At 62.1% G+C, this 20,290-nt stretch carries 18 protein-coding genes; 12 read left to right on the forward strand and 6 right to left on the reverse strand.

Annotated features, from left to right (window positions below; genetic code table 11):
- Window positions 1–102 precede the first annotated feature (102 nt).
- The 4 genes from ilvD to ACXYMO_RS12830 all read left to right on the forward strand — a co-directional run bounded on the left by ilvD (window position 103) and on the right by ACXYMO_RS12830 (window position 3,736).
- Complete coding sequence (gene ilvD, locus ACXYMO_RS12815; protein ID WP_458879108.1) at window positions 103–1,836, forward strand: dihydroxy-acid dehydratase; 1,734 nt, start codon at window positions 103–105, stop codon at window positions 1,834–1,836.
- Complete coding sequence (locus tag ACXYMO_RS12820) at window positions 1,817–2,428, forward strand: hypothetical protein (RefSeq protein ID WP_458879109.1); 612 nt, start codon at window positions 1,817–1,819, stop codon at window positions 2,426–2,428. Before ilvD ends, ACXYMO_RS12820 begins: the two co-directional genes overlap by 20 nt.
- Before the next feature lie 157 nt (window positions 2,429–2,585).
- A complete protein-coding gene (locus ACXYMO_RS12825) occupies window positions 2,586–3,347 on the forward strand; it encodes a DUF6478 family protein (protein WP_458879110.1) in 762 nt (253 codons plus the stop codon).
- Between the two features lie 11 nt (window positions 3,348–3,358).
- Window positions 3,359–3,736: a hypothetical protein gene (locus ACXYMO_RS12830; protein ID WP_458879111.1), complete on the forward strand. Its 378-nt coding sequence runs from the start codon at window positions 3,359–3,361 to the stop codon at window positions 3,734–3,736.
- 97 nt (window positions 3,737–3,833) lie between these two features.
- Here ACXYMO_RS12830 and ACXYMO_RS12835 read toward each other — a convergent pair whose 3' ends face one another.
- Genes ACXYMO_RS12835 through gpmI form a run of 3 tightly spaced genes read right to left on the reverse strand, consistent with a single transcriptional unit; the run spans window position 3,834 to window position 7,831 of the window.
- A complete protein-coding gene (locus tag ACXYMO_RS12835) occupies window positions 3,834–5,174 on the reverse strand; it encodes a S41 family peptidase (RefSeq protein ID WP_458879112.1) in 1,341 nt (446 codons plus the stop codon).
- Between the two features lie 6 nt (window positions 5,175–5,180).
- Complete coding sequence (locus ACXYMO_RS12840; protein ID WP_458879113.1) at window positions 5,181–6,314, reverse strand: murein hydrolase activator EnvC family protein; 1,134 nt, start codon at window positions 6,312–6,314, stop codon at window positions 5,181–5,183.
- Window positions 6,311–7,831, reverse strand: a complete 1,521-nt coding sequence (gpmI, locus tag ACXYMO_RS12845) for a 2,3-bisphosphoglycerate-independent phosphoglycerate mutase (protein ID WP_458879114.1) — start codon at window positions 7,829–7,831, stop codon at window positions 6,311–6,313. Before gpmI ends, ACXYMO_RS12840 begins: the two co-directional genes overlap by 4 nt.
- A 121-nt stretch (window positions 7,832–7,952) precedes the next feature.
- Here gpmI and ACXYMO_RS12850 point away from each other — a divergent pair, with 121 nt between their 5' ends.
- From ACXYMO_RS12850 to ACXYMO_RS12860, 3 genes are all read left to right on the forward strand, one after another.
- Complete coding sequence (locus tag ACXYMO_RS12850; protein ID WP_458879115.1) at window positions 7,953–8,513, forward strand: GbsR/MarR family transcriptional regulator; 561 nt, start codon at window positions 7,953–7,955, stop codon at window positions 8,511–8,513.
- A gap of 76 nt (window positions 8,514–8,589) precedes the next feature.
- Entirely contained in the window at window positions 8,590–9,237 is a 648-nt protein-coding gene (locus tag ACXYMO_RS12855) for a DUF4166 domain-containing protein (RefSeq protein WP_458879116.1), read from the forward strand.
- Window positions 9,238–9,240: 3 nt separating this feature from the next.
- Entirely contained in the window at window positions 9,241–10,752 is a 1,512-nt protein-coding gene (locus tag ACXYMO_RS12860; RefSeq protein ID WP_458879117.1) for a TIGR01777 family oxidoreductase, read from the forward strand.
- Window positions 10,753–10,825: 73 nt separating this feature from the next.
- Here ACXYMO_RS12860 and ACXYMO_RS12865 read toward each other — a convergent pair whose 3' ends face one another.
- Window positions 10,826–11,386, reverse strand: a complete 561-nt coding sequence (locus ACXYMO_RS12865) for a DUF2585 family protein (RefSeq protein WP_458879118.1) — start codon at window positions 11,384–11,386, stop codon at window positions 10,826–10,828.
- 246 nt (window positions 11,387–11,632) lie between these two features.
- On the reverse strand, window positions 11,633–14,521 hold the full coding sequence (locus ACXYMO_RS12870) for an error-prone DNA polymerase (RefSeq protein WP_458879119.1): 2,889 nt from the start codon (window positions 14,519–14,521) through the stop codon (window positions 11,633–11,635).
- Window positions 14,522–14,641: 120 nt separating this feature from the next.
- On the opposite strand from ACXYMO_RS12870, the gene ACXYMO_RS12875 reads away from it, so the two are divergent.
- The 5 genes from ACXYMO_RS12875 (at window position 14,642) to polA (ending at window position 20,015) form a co-directional block, all read left to right on the forward strand.
- Window positions 14,642–15,106 carry a DUF1203 domain-containing protein gene (locus ACXYMO_RS12875; RefSeq protein ID WP_458879120.1) on the forward strand — a complete coding sequence of 155 codons (465 nt, stop codon included), beginning with the start codon at window positions 14,642–14,644 and terminating at the stop codon, window positions 15,104–15,106.
- Between the two features lie 114 nt (window positions 15,107–15,220).
- Window positions 15,221–15,403, forward strand: a complete 183-nt coding sequence (locus tag ACXYMO_RS12880) for a zinc-finger domain-containing protein (RefSeq protein ID WP_458879121.1) — start codon at window positions 15,221–15,223, stop codon at window positions 15,401–15,403.
- A gap of 52 nt (window positions 15,404–15,455) precedes the next feature.
- The gene (locus tag ACXYMO_RS12885) at window positions 15,456–16,073 is read left to right on the forward strand and encodes a TIGR02117 family protein (RefSeq protein WP_458879122.1); all 618 of its coding nucleotides are present in this window, start codon (window positions 15,456–15,458) and stop codon (window positions 16,071–16,073) included.
- A gap of 76 nt (window positions 16,074–16,149) precedes the next feature.
- On the forward strand, window positions 16,150–17,127 hold the full coding sequence (locus tag ACXYMO_RS12890) for a membrane dipeptidase (protein ID WP_458879123.1): 978 nt from the start codon (window positions 16,150–16,152) through the stop codon (window positions 17,125–17,127).
- 80 nt (window positions 17,128–17,207) lie between these two features.
- On the forward strand, window positions 17,208–20,015 hold the full coding sequence (polA, locus tag ACXYMO_RS12895) for a DNA polymerase I (RefSeq protein WP_458879124.1): 2,808 nt from the start codon (window positions 17,208–17,210) through the stop codon (window positions 20,013–20,015).
- On the opposite strand, the gene ACXYMO_RS12900 is transcribed toward polA, so the two are convergent.
- Window positions 20,012–20,251, reverse strand: coding sequence for a DUF2798 domain-containing protein (locus ACXYMO_RS12900; protein WP_458879125.1), 240 nt, complete (start codon window positions 20,249–20,251; stop codon window positions 20,012–20,014). The two genes, polA and ACXYMO_RS12900, sit on opposite strands and share 4 nt — an antisense overlap.
- Window positions 20,252–20,290: the final 39 nt, after the last annotated feature.

Raw genomic sequence — 20,290 nt, forward strand, 5'->3', positions numbered from 1 at the left:
CGTTCGATTACAAGGCGCCAGACTGCAATACGCCCTTGGCTCTTGTGCCTGTTCGGGTGCACCGTTATTGCGGTGAATAGCCATATTTCAGGGAGTAACGCCATGCTCAAGCGCCATATCGACAAGTCCAAATTGCCCAGCCGCCATGTGACCGAGGGGCCGGAACGGGCGCCGCACCGTTCGTACCTTTACGCGATGGGCATCAATGACGTTGAAATTCACCAGCCGCTGGTTGGTGTTGCCACCTGCTGGAACGAGGCGGCACCATGTAACATCTCCCTGAACCGCCAGGCTCAGGCCGTGAAGATGGGCGTAAAAACAGCCGAGGGCACGCCCCGCGAATTCACCACCATCACAGTGACCGACGGCATCGCCATGGGCCACGAAGGCATGCGCAGTTCGCTGGCCAGCCGCGAGGCGATTGCCGATACCGTCGAACTCACGATGCGTGGCCACTGCTATGACGCCCTGGTGGGTCTCGCAGGCTGTGACAAGTCGCTGCCAGGCATGATGATGGCCATGGTGCGTCTGAACGTCCCTTCGGTGTTCATCTACGGCGGGTCGATCCTGCCGGGTCGCCTGAACGGCAAGGATGTCGTGGTGCAGGACGTGTTTGAGGCCGTTGGCGAACACCAGGCCGGCAACATGACCGATGCCGAACTTGATATTCTCGAACGCGTGGCCTGCCCGACCTCGGGCGCCTGCGGCGGCCAGTACACGGCCAACACCATGGCCTGTGTGTCCGAGGCGATTGGCCTTGCGCTGATGAACTCCTCCGGCATGCCCGCCCCCTACGAAAGCCGCGACCAGTATGGCGAGGCGTCGGGCGTCGCCGTGATGAATCTGCTGGAAAAGAACATCCGCGCCCGCGACATCGTCACCCGCAAATCGCTGGAGAACGCCGCGCGTATCGTGGCATGCACCGGCGGGTCGACCAATGGCGGCCTGCACCTGCCCGCCATCGCGCATGAGGCAGGCATCGATTTCGACCTTATGGATGTGTGCGAGATTTTCCGCGACACGCCCTATTTCGTGAACCTCAAGCCGGGTGGCGAATACGTGGCCAAGGACCTTTTCGAGGCGGGAGGCGTTCCGGTTGTTCTGCGCGAACTGCGCAAGGCCGGCCTGATCCACGAGGATTGTGTCACCGCCAGCGGCAATTCCATTGGCGAAGAGCTCGACAAGATCACCCGCGAAGTGGATGGCAAGGTCATCCATTCGGTTGAAACACCGCTGTCCAAAACCGGTGGTGTCGTCGGCCTGAAAGGCAACGTTGCGCCGGAAGGCGCGATTGTGAAAGTTGCAGGCATCGCCCCCGAAAACCAGGTGTTCACCGGTCCGGCCCGGGTGTTCGAATGCGAAGAAGACGCCTTTGCCGCCGTTCAAAAGCGGGACTACAAGGAAGGCGAAGTGATCGTCATCCGCAACGAAGGTCCCGCAGGCGGCCCCGGCATGCGCGAAATGCTGGCCACTACGGCGGCCCTGTCCGGTCAGGGCATGGGCAAGAAGATCGCCCTGATCACCGATGGCCGGTTCTCGGGTGCAACGCGCGGCTTCTGTGTGGGCCACGTCGGCCCCGAGGCTGCGCATGGCGGCCCGATTGCCCTGCTGAAAAACGGCGACATGATCACCATTGACGCGATCAAGGGCGATATTTCGGTCGATCTGAGCGATGAGGAACTGGCCGAGCGCAAGAAGGACTGGAAAGGTCCGCGCGATACCATCTACGCCTCGGGTGCGCTGTGGAAATACGCGCAGCTGGTTGGCGCCACGAACAAGGGGGCGGTCACGCACCCCGGCGGCAAGTCGGAAAAACATGTCTACATGGACCTCTAAATCCGTTTTCGCCGGTCTGGCGGCGTTTGCGCTGGCGGGCTGTGCGACGACCGAAGGCTTTGCCTTTGCTGCCCCCGATCTGGGGGCAGTGCGGGCATCGCGGGTCAAGGAACGCGTCGCGCAGGTGACACTGGCCGATGGCGCGGTGACCCTGAACGCCCCGCCCGGCTATTGCATCGACCCACGGTCCATGCGCAACGCCGGGACAACCGGGTTTATCCTGATGGCGCGGTGCGACACGCTGGGCGTCAAAGGGTTTTTCGCCGGGTATGATTTGGCGATCATCACCGTGACGACCGCCCCCAAGACACCGGGCAGCAGCGATCCGACACCTGCGGACGTGGCCCGGATCGCCGGGGCCGTCCGGGTCTTGGACGAAAGCAGCAAGGACGGCCTGTCGCTGGTCCGGCTGGAATCGGAATCACAGCCCGTCACCGGCGTCAGCGAGGAACACTGGCGCGGCGTATTCGCGGTGAACGGAACCCTGGTTGGTATCGGGCTTTATGCGCCCGAAGGCAGCCCGGCCCTGCGCGACGGGGGCGCTGCGACGCTGCGCACGCTGGCCGAAGACACGAAACGGGCCAGCCATTAACGCCAGGTCGGGCCCAGCGAGTTGAGCCCATTTGGCCCCAGAGCCAGAAGAAATTTATCCTGCGTTCACATTGCCGGTTTATTTCATCACCTCCGTTTCGTTAGATAGTCGGCAAAGCAAAACAGGCACCGCCGCGCAATTCGCGATGGGGACACGTATGGGCAGGATTCTCGATCGGTATTTTCACGCACAAACGCTGCGCCGCTGGCGTCGTGCGGCGCGTCATGCTGAAACGACCCCGCTTTCCGCTCTGCGGTTTCAGCGCAATCAGGCGCGGTCGTTGCGCACCCATCTGGACCGATTGATCCATGTGGCGGACGGGCGGCTGGCCCTACCATCGATCGGATCATCGTTTTTTCCCAAACCGCACGGCACCGACTGGTCCTGGCGGCCCGAGCTGTGGCGCGGCCCCTTGCCGGTGCCGGGCCTGTCCTCGGTGCCTACGAAATCAACACTTGGGGACGAGGTCACGCTGTTTCACGACTGCGAGTTTTCGGAACTGACGCTGCGCCAGCTGCGCAATACCCGTGAAAAGGACCTGGCGCCCTATGGCTTGCGCATGGACGTTTTCAAATTCGATGGATCGTTCCTGTCCCTTGTCATCGACCTGCCGCCCGGCGCCGCCGAAGGGTTGACCCGGTCCCATCTGATCCGCGTCGATACGATCATCGAGACGGAAAAACCGCTGGAAATCTTTGCGCGGCTTAACATCAAGCACGGGCCAAACACCGAACAGCTGGTCCGCGAATTGCCGCTGCACGAACAGGATGTTCTGGTCGAATTCGATCTCGCTTATTCCAAGCTTAACGAAAAGCGGATTGAGCGGGTCTGGCTGGACCTGATCTTTGAGGCGCCCGACATGAATCAGGTCATCCTGCGCGACCTGACCTTTGCCCGCCACCGGCGCGCGTCGATTTAGGAGAACCCGAGATGAGTGCGTTGACCCTGACCAAGATCCGCCTGCGCAACGGGGTGTGGGAAGGCCGTATTTCCAATGCGGGGACAACCGGGGCGCGTCCTGACATCAAGGTCACGCATCTGGATCAGCCGGTTGAGGATGTGCGGCTGCTGGAAAGGGACGAGGCCGGAACCTGGGATCTGCACATCCCGATCCCGACCCATGCGGTGGCCGATGGGGTACAGACATTCGTCATCTTTGACGGCGCCAATGACGGCAAGCTGGGTGATTTCTCGCTGATCGCGGGTGAGGCGGTGGCCGATGACCTGCGCGCCGAGGTGGAACTGCTGCGCGCCGAACTGGACATGCTGAAACGCGCCTTCCGGCGTCATTGCCTGGAAACCATGTAAACCCGACCCAAAACGACCGTGGGTTTCGACCCTCGGCAAAGAGAAAGGGCGGCGCCGGATCGGCACCGCCCTTTTTGTTTCAAATCCGACCCGATGATCAGTTTTTGGGTCCAAGTGCGTTCAGACCTTTCAGAATATCGATGGCATAGGCCAGCTGATAATCATCTTCGCGCAGCTGTGCGGCGGCTTCGGCCTTGGCGCGGTCCTCTTCGATCTGTCGGACTTCATCCTCGGACAGGCTGTCGTTGTTCAGACGTCCGCGCAGGTCCGCCTCCGAGCGGATGCGGGCGGCGGCGCTCTTGGCCTCGTCCTCTTCGGTTTCCGGCTTGCGGCGGGGCTGGGCCACGACGATATCGGGCGAAACGCCCAACGCCTGGATCGAGCGGCCCGACGGGGTGTAATAGCGCGCGGTGGTCAGGCGCATGGCCCCATCCCCGCGCAGCGGCATGACCGTCTGGACCGACCCCTTACCGAAGGATTTTGTGCCCACCACGATGGCGCGGCGGTGATCCTGCAACGCGCCCGCAACAATTTCCGAAGCCGAGGCCGACCCGCCGTTGATCAGCACGACCATCGGCTTGCCCTGGGAAAGGTCACCGGGCGTTGCGTTGAACCGTTCGCCATCCTCGGGGTTGCGGCCCCGGGTGCTGACGATTTCACCGGTTTCCAGGAAAGTATCCGACACGCGAATGGCCTGGGTCAGCAGGCCACCTGGGTTATTGCGCAAATCCAGCACGATACCATTGACGTTGTCGATGCCACCCGCAGCTTCGATCTGTTCCTTCAGACCAGCCTCGAGGTTGGGGGTAGTCTGATCGTTGAACGTGGTCACCCGCAGGACGACGGTGTCGCCCTCGGTACGCGACCGTACGGCGGTCAGCTTGATCGTGTCGCGGATGATGGACACGTCAAAGGGTTCGTCTTCGCCTTCGCGCACGACGGTGATGATGATTTCCGATCCGACAGGGCCGCGCATCAGTTCAACGGCCTTGTCCAGGGTCAGGCCCAGAACGCTTTCGCCGTCGACATGGGTTATGAAATCGCCCGCCTCGATTCCGGCTTCGTCCGCCGGGGTGCCGTCGATGGGCGACACGACCTTCACGAAACCTTCTTCCTGGGTGACTTCGATGCCCAGACCGCCGAATTCACCGCGGGTCTGCACGCGCATTGCGGCGGCATCCTCGGGCGACAGGTAGCTGGAGTGCGGGTCAAGCGAGGTCAGCATGCCGTCAATGGCCGCCTCGATCAGTTCCGAAGCTTCGACCTCTTCGACATATTGCGCACGGATGCGTTCGAAAATATCGCCGAACAGATCAAGCTGTTCATAGACGTTCGGCTTGCGCGTGTTTTCCTGCGCTACAAGCGGCCCTGCGATCTGTGTGGTGGCAAGAATGCCCGCCAGTGTACCGCCCAGTGCGGCCATCACGAATTTCTTCATGTTCGTCTATCCATCCTTGTCGGTTCGGAACCATGTCTCGGGGTCCACAGGGCTGCCACCCTCTCTGACTTCTATATAGAGCGTTTCTGAACGATCAGTACCAGAGCCATCACTGCTTATTGAAAGAATTGTGCCTATTTCGGGAACTTTACCGCCCATTAGCCCCACCGGCGTGCCCGCCGGGATCACTTGGCCGGTATCCCCGTACACCTTGTCGAGTCCGGAGAATACAAACATCGTATCCGCCTGAGGTTCAAGGATGACGACATTCCCAAGGTCCAGCAAGGGCCCGCGATAGCGAATTGTCGCCGCCGTCGGCGAGGTGACAAGCGCGCGCGGCCGGGTGGCCAGGATGATCCCCGCACGTGAAATCCCGGCAGCATCCTTTTCCCCTGCGCGGTGCAGCAGCACCCCCTGCGCTGGCAAATCGACCTCACCTTTCAGACCGCTGATGTCGGCATTTGTCTCACCGATAGTATCACCCGTGATCTGCGACAGGCCGCTGGCGAACCCATCCAGCGTTTCGGTCGACGAGATCAGGATCGCGGTGCGCACCGGATCCTCGGTAAAGCGGCGCGGCAGGTCGGTGCGGTCGGCGATGGCCCGGCTGAGGTCTGCGCGGGCCTTCTGCACCCCGGCAAGCCCGTCTTCCAGAGTCTGGGCGGCGTTCTGCTGAAGCAGGCGCAGGGTTTTGACCTCTTCCAGATCGCGGTGGATCTCGGCAGCGCGGGCATTGAGTGCGGGCGTCACATCTGCCAGCATCATGCCGGACCGCGCGCTTCCCAGTGGTCCCAGCGGGTGCACCATCAGCACCGGGGGCGGTGCGATCTCGATGGTTTGAAGCACGCCCAGCAGATCGGCGATTTCGCGATTTCGCGATTGCAGGCGGCGGCTGAGCATTGCCTCGCGCGTGGCGGCGCGGCGCAGCCCCTCGCGCATCGCGCCAAGGCCAGATTCATAGGCGCGCACCGTTTCAGTCAGTGCGCGCACCCTGTCGCGCGCGGATTCGGCGCCATCCAGGGCAATCGCCGCTTTTTCCAGTTGCTGAACCGCGGCACGCGCGGCGCTGGCGGGTTCCTCCTGCGCTGCGGCCGGAGCGGCCAGAAGACAGACAATCACAAGGGCGCGAGCAAGCGTCATGAAATAAGGCTCTCACCGGTCATTTCAGGCGGTTTGGGCAGGTTCATCAACGCAAGGAGCGTCGGCGCCAGATCGGCCAGGCGGCCGCTGTGCAACTGTGCCCCCTCAGGGCCACCCACCAGCGCCACGGGCACCAGATTGGTGGTGTGGGCCGTGTGGGGACCGCCGGTTTCCGGATCGATCATGGTTTCGCAATTGCCGTGGTCGGCGGTGACGATCATCGCGCCGCCCGCGTTTTCCAGCGCTGCGACCACGCGGGTCAGACCGCGATCAACAGCCTCGCAGGCGGCGATGGCGGCGTTCAGATCGCCGGTGTGGCCGACCATGTCGGGATTTGCATAGTTGGTCACGATCAGATCATAGCCGTCTTCGATGGCCTTCACGAACTGGTCGGTGACTTCCTCGGCGGACATTTCCGGTTGCAGGTCATAAGTCGCAACCTTTGGGCTGGGCGCCATATAGCGGTCTTCGCCCGGCTCGGGGGTTTCCTTGCCGCCGTTCAGGAAGAAGGTGACATGCGGGTATTTCTCGGTCTCGGCTAGATGGAACTGGCGCAGCCCGTGTTTTGAAACCCATTCGGCCAGCGTGTTCTTGATATCCCGTTTGGGGAACATCGGGGTCATGTAAGCGTTATGCGCATCCGAATATTCGACCATCCCCAGCAGCGCCGCCAGTTTCGGACGCGGGCCTGTGTCGAACTCGGCAAACTCCGGCTCGCCGATGGCGCGCAGAATCTCGCGGGCACGGTCGGCCCGGAAATTGACAAAGAACAGACCGTCGCCATCCTGCATGCCAGTGTAGTCGCCGATTACGGAGGCGGGCAGGAATTCATCGGTGACATCCTGGGCGTGATAATCACGCACGACATCGACAGGGCCGCGCTCCTGGTGACGTTCCCCTTCGCCTAGGACAACCGAGCGAAATGCCTTTTCCACCCGATCCCACCGGTTGTCGCGGTCCATCGCGAAATAGCGCCCCGTAACGGTGACGATCTTTGCGCCCTCGGGCAGGGCCTGTTCCAATTCGGCCAACTGTTCATCTGCCGATTTCGGGGCCACGTCGCGCCCGTCGGTAAAGGCGTGAACCGCCACCGGCACCCCGGCCGCGGCAATCACGCGGGCGGCTTCGACCATATGGTCCTGATGCGCATGCACGCCGCCGGGCGATGCGAGTCCCGCCAGATGCGCGGTGCCGCCGGTTTTCTTCAACGCGTCGATAAAGTCGATCAGCGCCGGCGTCTGCGCAAAGGACCCATCCTCGATCGCCAGATCGATTTGGCCAAGGTCCATGGCAACCACGCGCCCGGCGCCGATATTCGTGTGCCCGACCTCGGAATTGCCCATTTGCCCGGTGGGCAGGCCCACGTCCGGCCCGTGGGTGATCAGCGTGGCGTGCGGCCCCTGCATGATTTTGTCGAACGTGGGGGTCTTAGCCAGATAAGGCGCGTTGGCCGTGGTGTCATCGGACAGGCCCCAACCGTCGAGAATGCACAGGACAACAGGCTTGGGGGTGGTCATGAAACTGCTCCGGGTCTTTGTTGATCGGCCTTTTACCCGCTGAGATAGTCAGAGTGAACCGATATTGTTAGGGTGTCGCGCCGGGATTGACTTTGATGCTGGAATATCAGATATTTCTGTCATGACAGAAATTGTAGACATAGAATCACCTTCGGCCAAACGCCAGTTCATCCTCTATTGGGGCGACATGGGCGGCCAATGGGGCGTCAACCGATCGGTTGCGCAGATCCACGCGCTTTTGTTTCTGAGCGAACGTCCGATGAACGCCGAACAGATTTCCGAGGAACTGGGCATCGCCCGGTCCAACGTGTCCAATTCGCTCAAGGAACTGGTCAGCTGGAAATTGATCCGCCGCGTGCCCCTGGCGGGCGACCGACGCGAACATTTCGTGGCCGAGGCGGATGTCTGGGAAATGGCCCGCCGCATCGCACAGGGCCGCAAGGAACGCGAAATCGACCCGGCCATCGCGGCCCTGTCGGAATGCGTTCAACAGGCCGAAAGCGAAAAGGGCATCAGCCCCGTTGTGAAAGAGCGGCTGAAGGAAATGCAGGCGTTTCTGAACACCGCCGACCGCTGGTACGGCCAGATGCTGAACGTGCCGACCAGCAAGCTGAACATGTTGATGAAGATGGGGGACAAGGTGTTTTCCCTGCTGAAACTGACGGGCCGAAAATCGGAATAGGGACAGCTTTCCCCTTTTTTGGCCCATAATTTCTGTCTGTACAGAAATAAATGATGCTACGGAATGAGTTGACACGATGAAAACCAATGTTCTTGCCCACCCCGCCCTTGCCCACAGCGACCGCCGATTTCGCGATCTACTGGGCGATCAGGAATGGATGCGCCTGCCCGCCGCCGTGCGTCGCCGGTTTGGCAAACGTCTGAAGGGCGGCGCGAGCATTGCCTATCAGGGCAAGGTCACCAGCATGCGCATGCACACCGTCGGGTGGATATTGGCCCAGGCCGCGCGGTTGGTCGGCGCGCCGCTGCCCTATGACATGAGTTCGGTGAACCAGCCCGCCGTGGTGGTGGTGACCGAGGATACCGCCAGCAGTGGCCAGTTCTGGATCCGCCAATACGGACGGCAACGCGGGTTTCCGCAGGTCGTGCACAGTTCAAAACGGTTTGCCGGGCCAACCGGGCTTGAGGAATATCTGGGCTATGGCATCGGCATGGCCCTGCGGGTCGAGGCGCGCGAAGACGCGCTGCTGTTCAAGAGCGACCACTATTTCGTCGCACTGGCAGGGCGCCGGATAAGCCTGCCCCGCGTTCTGTCCCCCGGCAGCCTGGTCATCGGGCACCACGACATGGGCGGCGGATGGTTCCGGTTTTCCCTGCGGCTGCGCCACCGGCTGTTCGGCGCGTTGATCGAACAGGACGCCATTTTCCAGGATGCAAAGGAGTAGGTCATGAACGACCCGGTTTTATGGAGCCTGATCTCGGTCCAGATTTTCATGGGCGCGTTTGACACGCTGGTTCACCACGAAGGGACCGAGCGGCTGGCCTGGCGCCCCTCGCAAAAACAGGAACTGCGCCTGCACGGGGTGCGCAACCTGTTTTACGCGCTGATCTTTCTCAGTTTCGGCTGGTTCGAACCGAATGGGGTTTTCACCATGGTCCTGGCCGCCATTCTCACGCTTGAGGTGCTGATCACCCTGTGGGATTTCGTGGAAGAGGACATGACCCGCAAACTGCCCGGCACCGAGCGGATCAACCACACCCTTTTGGCGCTGAACTATGGCGCGATCCTTGCGCTCACCGCGCCTTACCTGTGGGACTGGGCGTTCCTGCCCAGCGCGGTGATCCCGGTCAGCTATGGCTGGTGGAGCGTCATGGCGACCCTGTCTGCCCTGGCCGTGGCCCTGTTCGGCGCCCGCGATCTGTTGGCGGCTGCGCGCAGTGACCGGCTGGACCGGGGCGATCCGGCTGGCTTGGTGGCCGGAATGAAACCGCGCCAGCGCGTGCTGATCACCGGCGGCACCGGGTTCATCGGGTCCCGTCTGGTGCAGGCGCTGGTGGGGGCGGGCCACGATGTGACCGTCCTGACCCGCAATACCGCCAAGGCGGCGGATGTGCTGCGCCACCCGGTGCGGATCATCCCGAATCTGAACACCATACCGGATACCGCGCGTTTCGATGTCATCGTGAACCTTGCAGGCGAAGGCGTGGCCAGCGGGCTGTGGACGGCCCGCAAGCGCCGTAGGATCATCGGCTCGCGCGTGGACATGACCCGGGCGCTGGTCGCGCTGATCGGCCGGTTGGAGCACAAGCCCGATTGCCTGATCAACGGTTCTGCAGTGGGCTGGTACGGGCTGCATCCTGATGACGGTGAGCTGGACGAAACCGCCCGACCCAACCCGGCATTCGTGCATGAGGTTTGCGCGGCATGGGAACAGGCCACCGCGCCGGTCGCCGACATGGGCGTGCGTTTGGTCGTGCTGCGCATCGGGCTGGTTTTGGGCGTCGATGGCGGGATGCTGGCCAAATTGCTCACCCCATTCGAATTTGGCGGCGGCGGCGTGATGGGCGACGGGCAACAGTGGATGCCCTGGATCGAACAGGACGACCTGATCCGCGTGATCGCTTTTGCCATCGCGACCCCGGACCTGAGAGGCCCGGTCAACGCTGTGGCCCCGACCCCTGTGCGCAACGCACAGTTCACCGCCGATCTGGCCGCCGCCCTGCATCGCCCTGCGATCCTGCGGTTTCCGTCATGGCTGCTTTCTGCCGGATTGGGCGACATGGGTCGCGAAACCATGCTGGGCGGGCAACGCGTCGTTCCAAAGGTGTTGAGTGAACGGGGGTTCACATTCCGTCATCCGGATTTGGCGCCCACGTTGCGCCGGATCACGGGCGCGCGGGACGCAGTTGACCGGCCCCTTTCCGCCCCTGCCGAACCCACACCCGCGCGCCAGTCCTAGGCGCGCGGTCCAGACGTCATGGCGTCAGCAATCAGGTTTTCGTCTCTGCCCAGCACGAACCGCCCCGAGGCGATCAGTCATCCGGCACCGGATTGGGGTTCAATTCCTGCTGCCAGTTTTCGATCGCCTCAATTGGATAGAAAACCATCAGTGTCGTCAGCGTCAGGCAATCGCGCGCCACGATGGCGGCTGTGATCTCCATGACAACGATTGCCGCAAAGACCCACACGGTCCGCGCCACATGCGCAAGAAAAAACCCGCCCAGCATCCACAGATAATCGGCCACCGCATTCAGCACGCTGTCGCCGCGATAGCCCTGATAGAGCGTTGCAGCCCGGAACTGGTTCAGGACCCAGTCGGTATGTTCCAGGATTTCCCATGCCGCGCCGGTGACGATGGCGACGATCAGAAGCACCTGAAAATTCAGCGACGGCAGGAACAGCCGCCCGATCAGGATGACCAGCATTCCGTGAACGATGTGGGACAGGGTATACCAGTCAGCGATGTGCTGAGAATTGCCGCTGGAAAAGACCGACCCGACCCAAAATTTCACGTACCCGCAGGTACAGATGAGCGGCTGGCCCCATGCATAAAGCGTAACGCCGATAACCCCGGCTGCGAGAAGTGCCGCCACGTATAGGATTTTGATTTGCTTTTCCGCCGAAATCATCGGCTCAATATTCAGGCTAACGCATACAAAGGAAAATGAAAAACCACTTTGGCGCTCAAAAAACAAGGCAAGTGTGCGCATTGGGCATTGATCGGTCGAAGGTCCACTATTTTCGGGAATGCGGACATGACTGTTTACGCCCACCAGATCAGGCCACAGCGGTCAATCCGCGGCGGCGCGCCGGCCCTTGTTCTGGCTTCGCCCCTCCTCTCACGGAGTCAGGATATGGCGCAGTAAGGCCACGGGATGGGCGCGCAGGCTGAGGCGCATGGCGACATAGTCTTCGACCACCTCTTCGCCCAGGGTCATTTTGGGCAGATGCGCGGCGGGTTCATCGATGGATTCCCCTTCGAAATCCTGCGCGAACAGGGGCAGCGGACGGTCGGCGGCAATGGCCTTGGCCTGCCAGAGCGCCTCGCGCCGGGTCAGCCCGACCGAGGCAAACACATCGGCCTCGGCCAGACGTTCCAGCACCGCGGGCCCCAGACCCGCACGCCGCCAGACATCGCGCAGTTCGGTGTATCCATTGCCGCGGGCCGCCGTCAGCCAGGCGGCGTCCTCCTCGGACAGGCCCTTGATCTGGCGGAACCCCAGGCGCAGGGCCAGACCGCCGCGCCCGTCGGGTTCCATCACGTTGTCCCAATAGCTGGCGTTGATGTCGATCGGGCGCACGGTGACCCCGTGTTCGCGCGCATCGCGCACGATCTGGGCCGGCGCGTAAAACCCCATCGGCTGGGAATTCAGCAAGGCACAGGCAAAGATGCCCGGATGGTGGCACTTGATCCACGCGCTGGCATAGACCAGCAAGGCAAAGCTGGCCGCGTGGCTTTCAGGAAACCCGTAAGACCCGAACCCCTCGATCTGTGAAAAACAACGTTCGGCGAAATCGGCATCATACCCGTTGCGCGCCATGCCGCGCAGGAACAGGGACCGGAATTCGCTGACGTTGCCGTGTTTCTTGAACGTCGCCAGCGAGCGGCGCAGCCGGTCGGCCTGTTCCGGGGTGAACCCGGCCCCGACGATGGCGATCTGCATCGCCTGTTCCTGAAACAGCGGCACGCCCAGCGTTTTGCCCAGCACCTGACCCAATGCATCCGAGGGGAAACTTACCTCCTCCTCGCCATTGCGGCGGCGGATATAGGGGTGAACCATATCCCCCTGAATGGGGCCGGGGCGGATGATCGCGACCTCGATCACCAGATCATAGAAATTGCGCGGGCGCATACGCGGCAGGAAATTCATCTGTGCGCGGCTTTCGACCTGGAACACCCCGATGCTGTCGGCGCGGCACAGCATATCGTAAACCACCGGATCCTCGGGCGGGAGCGTGGCCAGCGTGTGGGTTGTCTGGTGATGCTGGGTGATCAGGTCAAACGCCTTGCGGATGCAGGTCAGCATGCCAAGGCTGAGAACATCAACCTTGAGAATGCCCAGTGTGTCGATGTCATCCTTGTCCCAACAGATGACCGTGCGCCCCTCCATCGTGGCGTTTTCGATGGGCACCAGTTCATCCAGCCGCCCCTCGGTAATGATGAACCCGCCGACATGCTGGGACAGATGCCGCGGAAAGCCGACGATTTCATAGACCAGTTCCATCGTCTGCATCAGGCGGCGATCGGTCGGGTCCAGCCCGATTTCGCGCAACCGCTCAGCCTTGAGCCCCCTGGCCGAGAAGAACCCCCACAGCTGTGAGGACATCCCCGCGATGGTATCTTCGCTCAGGCCCATGGCGCGGCCCACCTCGCGGATGGCGCGTTTGCCGCGATAATGAACCACCGTGGCGCACAGGCCCGCCCGGTGGCGACCATAGCGTTCATAGATGTGCTGGATCACCTCTTCGCGGCGTTCATGTTCGAAATCGACGTCGATATCAGGCGGTTCGTCCCGCGCCTCGGACACGAAACGCTCAAACACCATGGTGCCGATTTCGGGGCTGACGCTGGTGATGCCAAGGCAATAACAGACGACCGAATTGGCCGCCGATCCGCGCCCCTGACACAGGATGTCACGCGACCGGGCAAAGGCGACGATGTCGCGCACGGTCAGGAAATAGGGTTCGTATTTCAGCTTGGCGATCAGGGTCAGTTCATGGTCCATCATGGCGCGCACCCGGTCGGGCGCCCCGTCGGGATAGCGCCATTTCAGCCCCTCCTGCGCCAGCCGGGCCAGCCGCTGGGCGGGGGTTTCGTGATCCTCCGCCTCGCTGGGGTATTCATAGCGCAACTCGTCCAGCGAAAAGGTCAGCCGCCGGGCCAGGGCGCCGGCGCGGTCGATGGCGCCCTGGTGATCCGTGAACAGGCGGCGCATTTCAGGTTCCGAGCGCAGCCGGTTTTCGGCATTGGCCAGCGCCTCCCGGCCCAGATCGTCGACCCGGCGGTGCAGGCGGATCGCGGTCAGCACATCGGCCAGACGGCGGCGCGGGCCGCAATGCATGTGCGGTGCCGCGCTGGCCAGGGTGGGCAGGCCCATTGTCTGCGCCGCTGCCGCGAGGGCCGCGAACCTTTCCCGGTCGCGCCCGTCGTATCGCGGCGCCATAAGCAGGTGCATCTTTCCGGCAAAGCGGCGCGTCAGCCGTTCCGCATGTGGCACCCATCCACCCGCGCCGCACTGCACCCCCTGCGCCGGTGGCCACAGGAGCAGCTGCAATCCTTCGCCCCTGTCCAGAAGGTCGGCCAGTTGCAGATCACATGCCCCCTTGGTCGCGCGCAGGCGCCCGGTGGACAGGATACGGCACAGGCTGGCCCATCCCGTACGGGTTTCGGGCAACACAGTAATCGGCGGCGCATCGGTGAACATCAGCCGCGCCGCCGGGATCAGGCGGGGCACATGGGTCACCGGGAACGACGGCGGGCGCGGCAGGCGGTCGGGGCACGGCGGGCCAATGGGCGCGTTTGCCGCGTCCCAGTCCACCCGTTCGCGCACCTGCCGCGCGATGCTGCGCGCCTGGGTATGAGCGCGCACGATCCCGGCGACCGAATTATCATCGGCAATCGCGATGGCCGGCAGGCCCAGCGCACAGGCACGGGTCATGAACTCCTCGGGGTGAGAGGCCCCGGTGAGAAAGGTGAAATTCGACGTGATCGACAGCTCGGCAAACATGGCAGGCATCCATGATATTCACGTTATGTTCTTTATTCGAGTCCCTTTTCGCAATGCGCAGGAAACGGGTCGTCCGGCCCGCACCCGCGGGGCAAAATCGGCGTAAAAGGAGACCCTGACATGATAAAATTTTCTGCACTGCCCACAGATGAGGTTCGCGCCCTGCAGGCCGGAGCACCGGATGCCTATGGAAATGCGCCAGAACGCACCATTTCAACGGGCACGGGCAACCCCTGCCGTCATTGCCTGGAACACGTTCCCGAAGGGGCGGGAATGCTGATTCTGGCGCATCGACCGTTCCCGGCGTTACAGCCATATGCTGAAACCGGGCCGATTTTCCTGTGTGCCGACGCTTGCGAGCGGGGCGGAGGGGCGGACATTCCCGGTGCGCTGGACTCGCCTGAATACCTGATCAAGGGATACTCGGACGATGACCGGATCGTTTATGGCACTGGGGCGATTGTGCCGACTGGCTCCATCTCGGCCGAGGCCGCGCGTATTCTGGAAGATCCCAAGGTGTCCTATGTGCATGTGCGGTCCGCACGGAACAATTGCTATCAGGCGCGGTTGGACGAAACCGCGTGATTCAAGGCATTTGACGCGTCTGCAGGCGCATAGCGGGCCTTGCAGACGCATGTATCATGGCACATAACGGGCACAGGCCCCGACAGGGGAAACCGAGCACGAGGACCACCCGACATGACCATCGAAGCGCCTGAAACCAAGATCGTCGAAAGCTATCGCATTTCCTGCGACGGGGGCGAGGGCGCGTTGGGGCATCCGCGGGTCTGGTTGCAGATCCCGCATGACACGGGCTGGGTCGAATGCCCCTATTGCGACTGCAAATACGTCCACAGCGATTTCGCCGACAAGGTGAAGTGATCCGGTGCGGGTCGTCCGGTTTGTACTGGGCGGGCTGGTCGCATTTTCAACTTTGTACATCTTGGCGGCCGGGCTGGGCGGGCTGGTTCCGCATCGTCTGAGTGGCGCAAAAGCGCCCGACGCCGGGGCACGGGTTTACCTGCTGCAAGGGCCGATCCATTACGATTTTCTGTTGCCGTTGAACGCGGACACCCGGGCGCGATTTTCCTTTCTGGAACATGCGGGGTTTGCGCTGGGCCATCCGGCAGCGGAATGGCTGGTCATCGGTTGGGGCGCCGAGGCGTTTTACACCTCCACGGGCAGTTACAGCGACGTGTCGCTGGCGGCGATTGGGCGGGGTGTGTTCGGGGACAGATCGGTGATGCGCGTGGAACTGGCCGGGGCGGTCCAGCCGGAATGGCCCGTGCGCGCGGTCGATCTAGGCGCAGGTCAATATGCCCGGCTGACGGACGCGATCAGGGGAAGTTTTGGCCCCTCAACCAAGCCGTTGGACCTGGCGGGGTTCAGCCCCACCGACATGTTTTTTCCCGCGCGGGGGCGGTTCAACCTTTTTCGGACCTGCAATGTCTGGATCGGAGACATGATGCGCGCCGCCGGGGTGAATTTTGGCATCTGGACGCCAACCCCTTATGCCGTGACGCTGGCGCATTCCCTGCATGTGTCGCAGTGAACCGGGCAAGATCGCGAAACTGGTTTTGCCCCGGCGAATTGTCTAACACTGTCTGGAACAGGTTCAGGGGCGGCGGATGCGGATAGATAACCTTCAGTATGCAAACTGGTCAGAGAAGATTTTCCGCCAGATGCGCGAGGGTGGCTTGGATGCAGTGCATGTGACCATCGCGTATCACGAGAATTTTCGCGAAACGGTTTTGAACTTTGAACAGTGGAACCGCTGGTTTGAACAGTTTCCCGATCTGATCATGCCGGGCCGGTGGGCCAGCGATGTGGATGCGGCCCGCGCCAGCAACCGCACGGCGATCTTCTTCGGGTTTCAGAACCCCAGCCCGATCGAAGATGACATCGGGCTGGTCGAAATCCTGCACAGATTGGGTGCGCGGTTCATGCAGTTGAGCTACAACAACCAGTCGCTACTGGCGACAGGCTGTTACGAGGCCGAAGATCCCGGCATCACCCGCATGGGCAAGCAGGTCATCAAGGAAATGAACCGGGTGGGTCTGGTCGTGGACATGAGCCATTCGGCGGATCGTTCGACCATCGAAGCGGCGGATTTGTCGGAACGGCCCATCGCGATCACTCATGCCAACCTGAAAACCTGGGCCCCGGCCCTGCGCAACAAGAGCGATGATGTGATCCGCGCGGTGACGGAAAACGGCGGGATGATCGGGTTCTCGCTCTATCCCCATCACCTGAAGGACAAATCCGACTGCACGGTTCAGTCCTTTTGCACGATGATCGCGCAGGCGGCAGAGCGGTTCGGGGTCGAACATCTGGGGATCGGGTCGGACCTGTGTCAGGATCAGCCTGACAGCGTGGTGGAATGGATGCGCGTGGGGCGCTGGACCAAGGAAATCGATTATGGAGAAGGGTCGGCAGCAGCGCCCGGATTTCCACCCATGCCCGATTGGTTCCGCGACAACCGCGATTTCGGGAATATCGAATCCGGTCTGGCGCAGATCGGGTTTTCACCGGATGAGGTGACGGCGATCATGGGCGGCAACTGGTACCGGTTCTACGCCGAAAATTTCACGCCGGCGGGCAAATGACCGTCCCGCCCCAGATGGGTGATTGCAGCGCAAGCCGGGATACGGGATAAACCCCAAGACCAGCGCAACGGGGGCACGGCATGGGCAAGACGCAATTCGGAAAAGGCTGTCATCTGCATCTGATCGATGGCTCGGCCTTTATCTTTCGGGCCTATCATGCACTGCCGCCGCTGACGCGCAAATCAGACGGGTTGCCGATTGGTGCGGTGTCTGGCTTCTGCAACATGTTGCAGCGTTACGTCGAAGACGCGACAGGGCCGGACGCCCCGACCCATGTGGCGGTGATTTTCGACAAGGGCAGCCATACGTTCCGCAATGACATGTACGATCAGTACAAGGCCAACCGCGAGGCGATGCCCGAGGATCTGCGCCCGCAGATTCCGCTGACCCGCAGGGCGACCGAGGCATTCAACATCGCCTGCAAGGAGTTGGAGGGGTACGAGGCCGATGACATCATCGCCACGCTGGCCTGTCAGGCCCGCGAGGCCGGGGGCCGGGTGACCATCATCAGTTCCGACAAGGACCTGATGCAGCTGGTTGGCGGCGGTGTCGAAATGCTAGACGCGATGAAAAACCGCCGGATCGACAGTGACGGTGTGGCCGAGAAATTCGGCGTTGGTCCGGACCGGGTGGTCGATGTGCAGGCCCTGGCCGGGGACAGTGTCGATAACGTGCCCGGCGCGCCGGGGATCGGGATCAAGACCGCCGCCCTTCTGATCAACGAATATGGCGATCTGGAATCGCTTCTGGACCGGGCCGAAGAGATCAAGCAGCCCAAGCGCCGCCAGACCCTGATCGAGCATCGCGAACAGATCGAACTGTCGAAAAAGCTGGTCCAGCTGGATTGCGAAACGCCGTTGGATTTCACTCTGGACGATCTGGAGGTACAGGACCCCGACCCCGAAAAGCTGATGCCGTTCCTGGCGGAAATGGAGTTCCGCACGCTGACCAAGCGGATCGCCGAAAAGCTGGGCGTGGAACCGCCGGTGATCGAGGACGCCCCGGCCAAACCCGAGGGCGACTCGACCGCGCCCGAAGCACCCGCGTTTGGCAAGGCCAAATATGACTGTGTGCGCGACGGCGAGGCATTGCAGGGCTGGATCGATCAGATCCGCGAACGTGGCTGGGTGGCGGTGGATACCGAAACCACAGGGTTGGACGAGATGATCGTCGATCTGGTCGGTATCTCCCTATGTGTCGAGGCCGGGCATGCCTGTTACATCCCGCTGCTGCACAAGAACGGGGCGAGCGACGATCTGTTCGGATCCGACGCGCTGCTGGAGGGCCAGATGGCGCAGGATGAGGCGCTGACGATTCTGAAACCGGTGCTTGAGGATCCCGCAATCCTCAAGATCGGGCAGAACATGAAATACGACGCCAAGATTTTTGCGCGTCACGGTATCGATGTTGCGCCGATCGACGACACGATGCTGATGTCCTATGCGATGCACGCGGGTGAGCATGGGCACGGGATGGATACGCTGAGCGAGCGGTATCTGGGCCACACACCGATCCCGATCAAGCCGCTGCTGGGCAGTGGGAAATCGGCGATCACCTTTGACCGGGTGCCGATTGACGAGGCGACGACATATGCCGCCGAGGATGCGGATATCACCCTCCGCCTGTGGCAGGTGTTCAAGCCACAGCTGCACCGCGTTCAGGTGACGACCGTCTATGAAACCATGGAACGTCCGCTGGTGCCGGTGCTGGCGCAGATGGAGATGCATGGCATCAAGGTGGACCGCGATACGCTCAGCCGGATGTCGAATGCGTTCGCGCAAAAGATGGCCGGGCTGGAGGCGGAAATTCACGAACTGGCGGGCGAGACATTCAACGTGGGCAGTCCCAAGCAGCTGGGCGAAATCCTGTTCGACAAGATGGGGATCGAGGGCGGCAAGCGGGGCAAGACCGGCGCCTATGCCACCGGGGCGGACGTGTTGGAGGATTTGGCGACCGAACACGAACTGCCCGCCCGCGTGTTGGATTGGCGGCAGCTGAGCAAGCTGAAATCGACCTACACGGATGCGCTGCAGACCCATATCAACCCCGATACGGGCCGGGTGCACACATCCTATGCCATCACGGGCGCGAACACGGGGCGGCTGGCGTCAACCGATCCGAACCTGCAGAACATCCCCGTCCGCACCGAGGAAGGCCGGCGCATCCGCGAAGCCTTTGTCGCCGAAGAGGGCAACGTTCTGGTCTCGCTCGACTACAGCCAGATCGAGTTGCGCATTCTGGCGCATATCGCGGATATTTCGGCGCTGAAACAAGCCTTTGACGATGGGTTGGACATTCACGCCATGACGGCCAGCGAAATGTTCGATGTTCCGATAGATGAGATGACCCCGGATGTCCGTCGCCGGGCCAAGGCGATCAACTTTGGTGTGATCTACGGGATTTCCGGGTTCGGCCTGGCCCGCAACTTGCGCATTCCGCGGGCCGAGGCGCAGGGGTTCATCGACCGCTATTTCGAACGCTTCCCCGGCATTCGCACATACATGGATGACACCAAGGCATTCGCCAAGGCACACGGGTACGTTCAGACGCTGTTCGGGCGCAAGATTCACACGCCCGAAATTGGCGCCAAGGGTCCGCGAGCCGGGTTTGCCCAACGCGCCGCGATCAATGCGCCGATCCAGGGCACGGCGGCGGATGTGATCCGGCGCGCGATGGTGCGCATGCCCGATGCCATAGCCGACCTGCCCGCAAAGATGCTGTTGCAGGTGCATGACGAACTGCTGTTCGAAGTGTCCGAGGATGCGGTGGATAAAACCATCGACGTGGCGCGCGACGTGATGGAAAACGCGGCCGATCCGGCGGTAAAGCTGGATGTGACCCTAACGGTGGATGCCGGACGCGGAGCGAACTGGGCCGAGGCGCATTAAGCGCCCTGGCCGGGCTTTTTCACCATCCGCTCCACCAGCTTTCGTGTCAGCGGCGCAACAAAGAAGATCACCGGAAAGGCGACGGCCCAACTGAAGGTCCATGAGCTCATCCAGGCGCCGAAAAACCCTTCGGACAGTCCCAGTACCCGCAGGGTCGAGATGCCGGACACGACGCAGGACATGAACCCCGACACGAACAGGGAAAACAGAACAGGCGCAAAGCGGGCAGGCAACATCAGGCAGGCTCCTTAGACTGGCTCCTGCGATTTGCACCT

Source organism: Arenibacterium sp. CAU 1754 (genome assembly GCF_054482635.1).

Coding starts and splice junctions, on each gene's coding strand:
- ACXYMO_RS12825 (WP_458879110.1), top strand. CDS start 2,586: ATGGGCAGGATTCTCGATCGGTATTTTCACGCACAAACGCTGCGCCGC.
- ilvD (WP_458879108.1), top strand. CDS start 103: ATGCTCAAGCGCCATATCGACAAGTCCAAATTGCCCAGCCGCCATGTG.
- polA (WP_458879124.1), top strand. CDS start 17,208: ATGGGCAAGACGCAATTCGGAAAAGGCTGTCATCTGCATCTGATCGAT.
- ACXYMO_RS12890 (WP_458879123.1), top strand. CDS start 16,150: ATGCGGATAGATAACCTTCAGTATGCAAACTGGTCAGAGAAGATTTTC.
- ACXYMO_RS12870 (WP_458879119.1), bottom strand. CDS start 14,521: ATGTTTGCCGAGCTGTCGATCACGTCGAATTTCACCTTTCTCACCGGG.
- gpmI (WP_458879114.1), bottom strand. CDS start 7,831: ATGACCACCCCCAAGCCTGTTGTCCTGTGCATTCTCGACGGTTGGGGC.
- ACXYMO_RS12835 (WP_458879112.1), bottom strand. CDS start 5,174: ATGAAGAAATTCGTGATGGCCGCACTGGGCGGTACACTGGCGGGCATT.
- ACXYMO_RS12850 (WP_458879115.1), top strand. CDS start 7,953: ATGACAGAAATTGTAGACATAGAATCACCTTCGGCCAAACGCCAGTTC.
- ACXYMO_RS12900 (WP_458879125.1), bottom strand. CDS start 20,251: ATGTTGCCTGCCCGCTTTGCGCCTGTTCTGTTTTCCCTGTTCGTGTCG.
- ACXYMO_RS12875 (WP_458879120.1), top strand. CDS start 14,642: ATGATAAAATTTTCTGCACTGCCCACAGATGAGGTTCGCGCCCTGCAG.
- ACXYMO_RS12840 (WP_458879113.1), bottom strand. CDS start 6,314: ATGACGCTTGCTCGCGCCCTTGTGATTGTCTGTCTTCTGGCCGCTCCG.
- ACXYMO_RS12860 (WP_458879117.1), top strand. CDS start 9,241: ATGAACGACCCGGTTTTATGGAGCCTGATCTCGGTCCAGATTTTCATG.
- ACXYMO_RS12855 (WP_458879116.1), top strand. CDS start 8,590: ATGAAAACCAATGTTCTTGCCCACCCCGCCCTTGCCCACAGCGACCGC.
- ACXYMO_RS12820 (WP_458879109.1), top strand. CDS start 1,817: ATGTCTACATGGACCTCTAAATCCGTTTTCGCCGGTCTGGCGGCGTTT.
- ACXYMO_RS12880 (WP_458879121.1), top strand. CDS start 15,221: ATGACCATCGAAGCGCCTGAAACCAAGATCGTCGAAAGCTATCGCATT.
- ACXYMO_RS12830 (WP_458879111.1), top strand. CDS start 3,359: ATGAGTGCGTTGACCCTGACCAAGATCCGCCTGCGCAACGGGGTGTGG.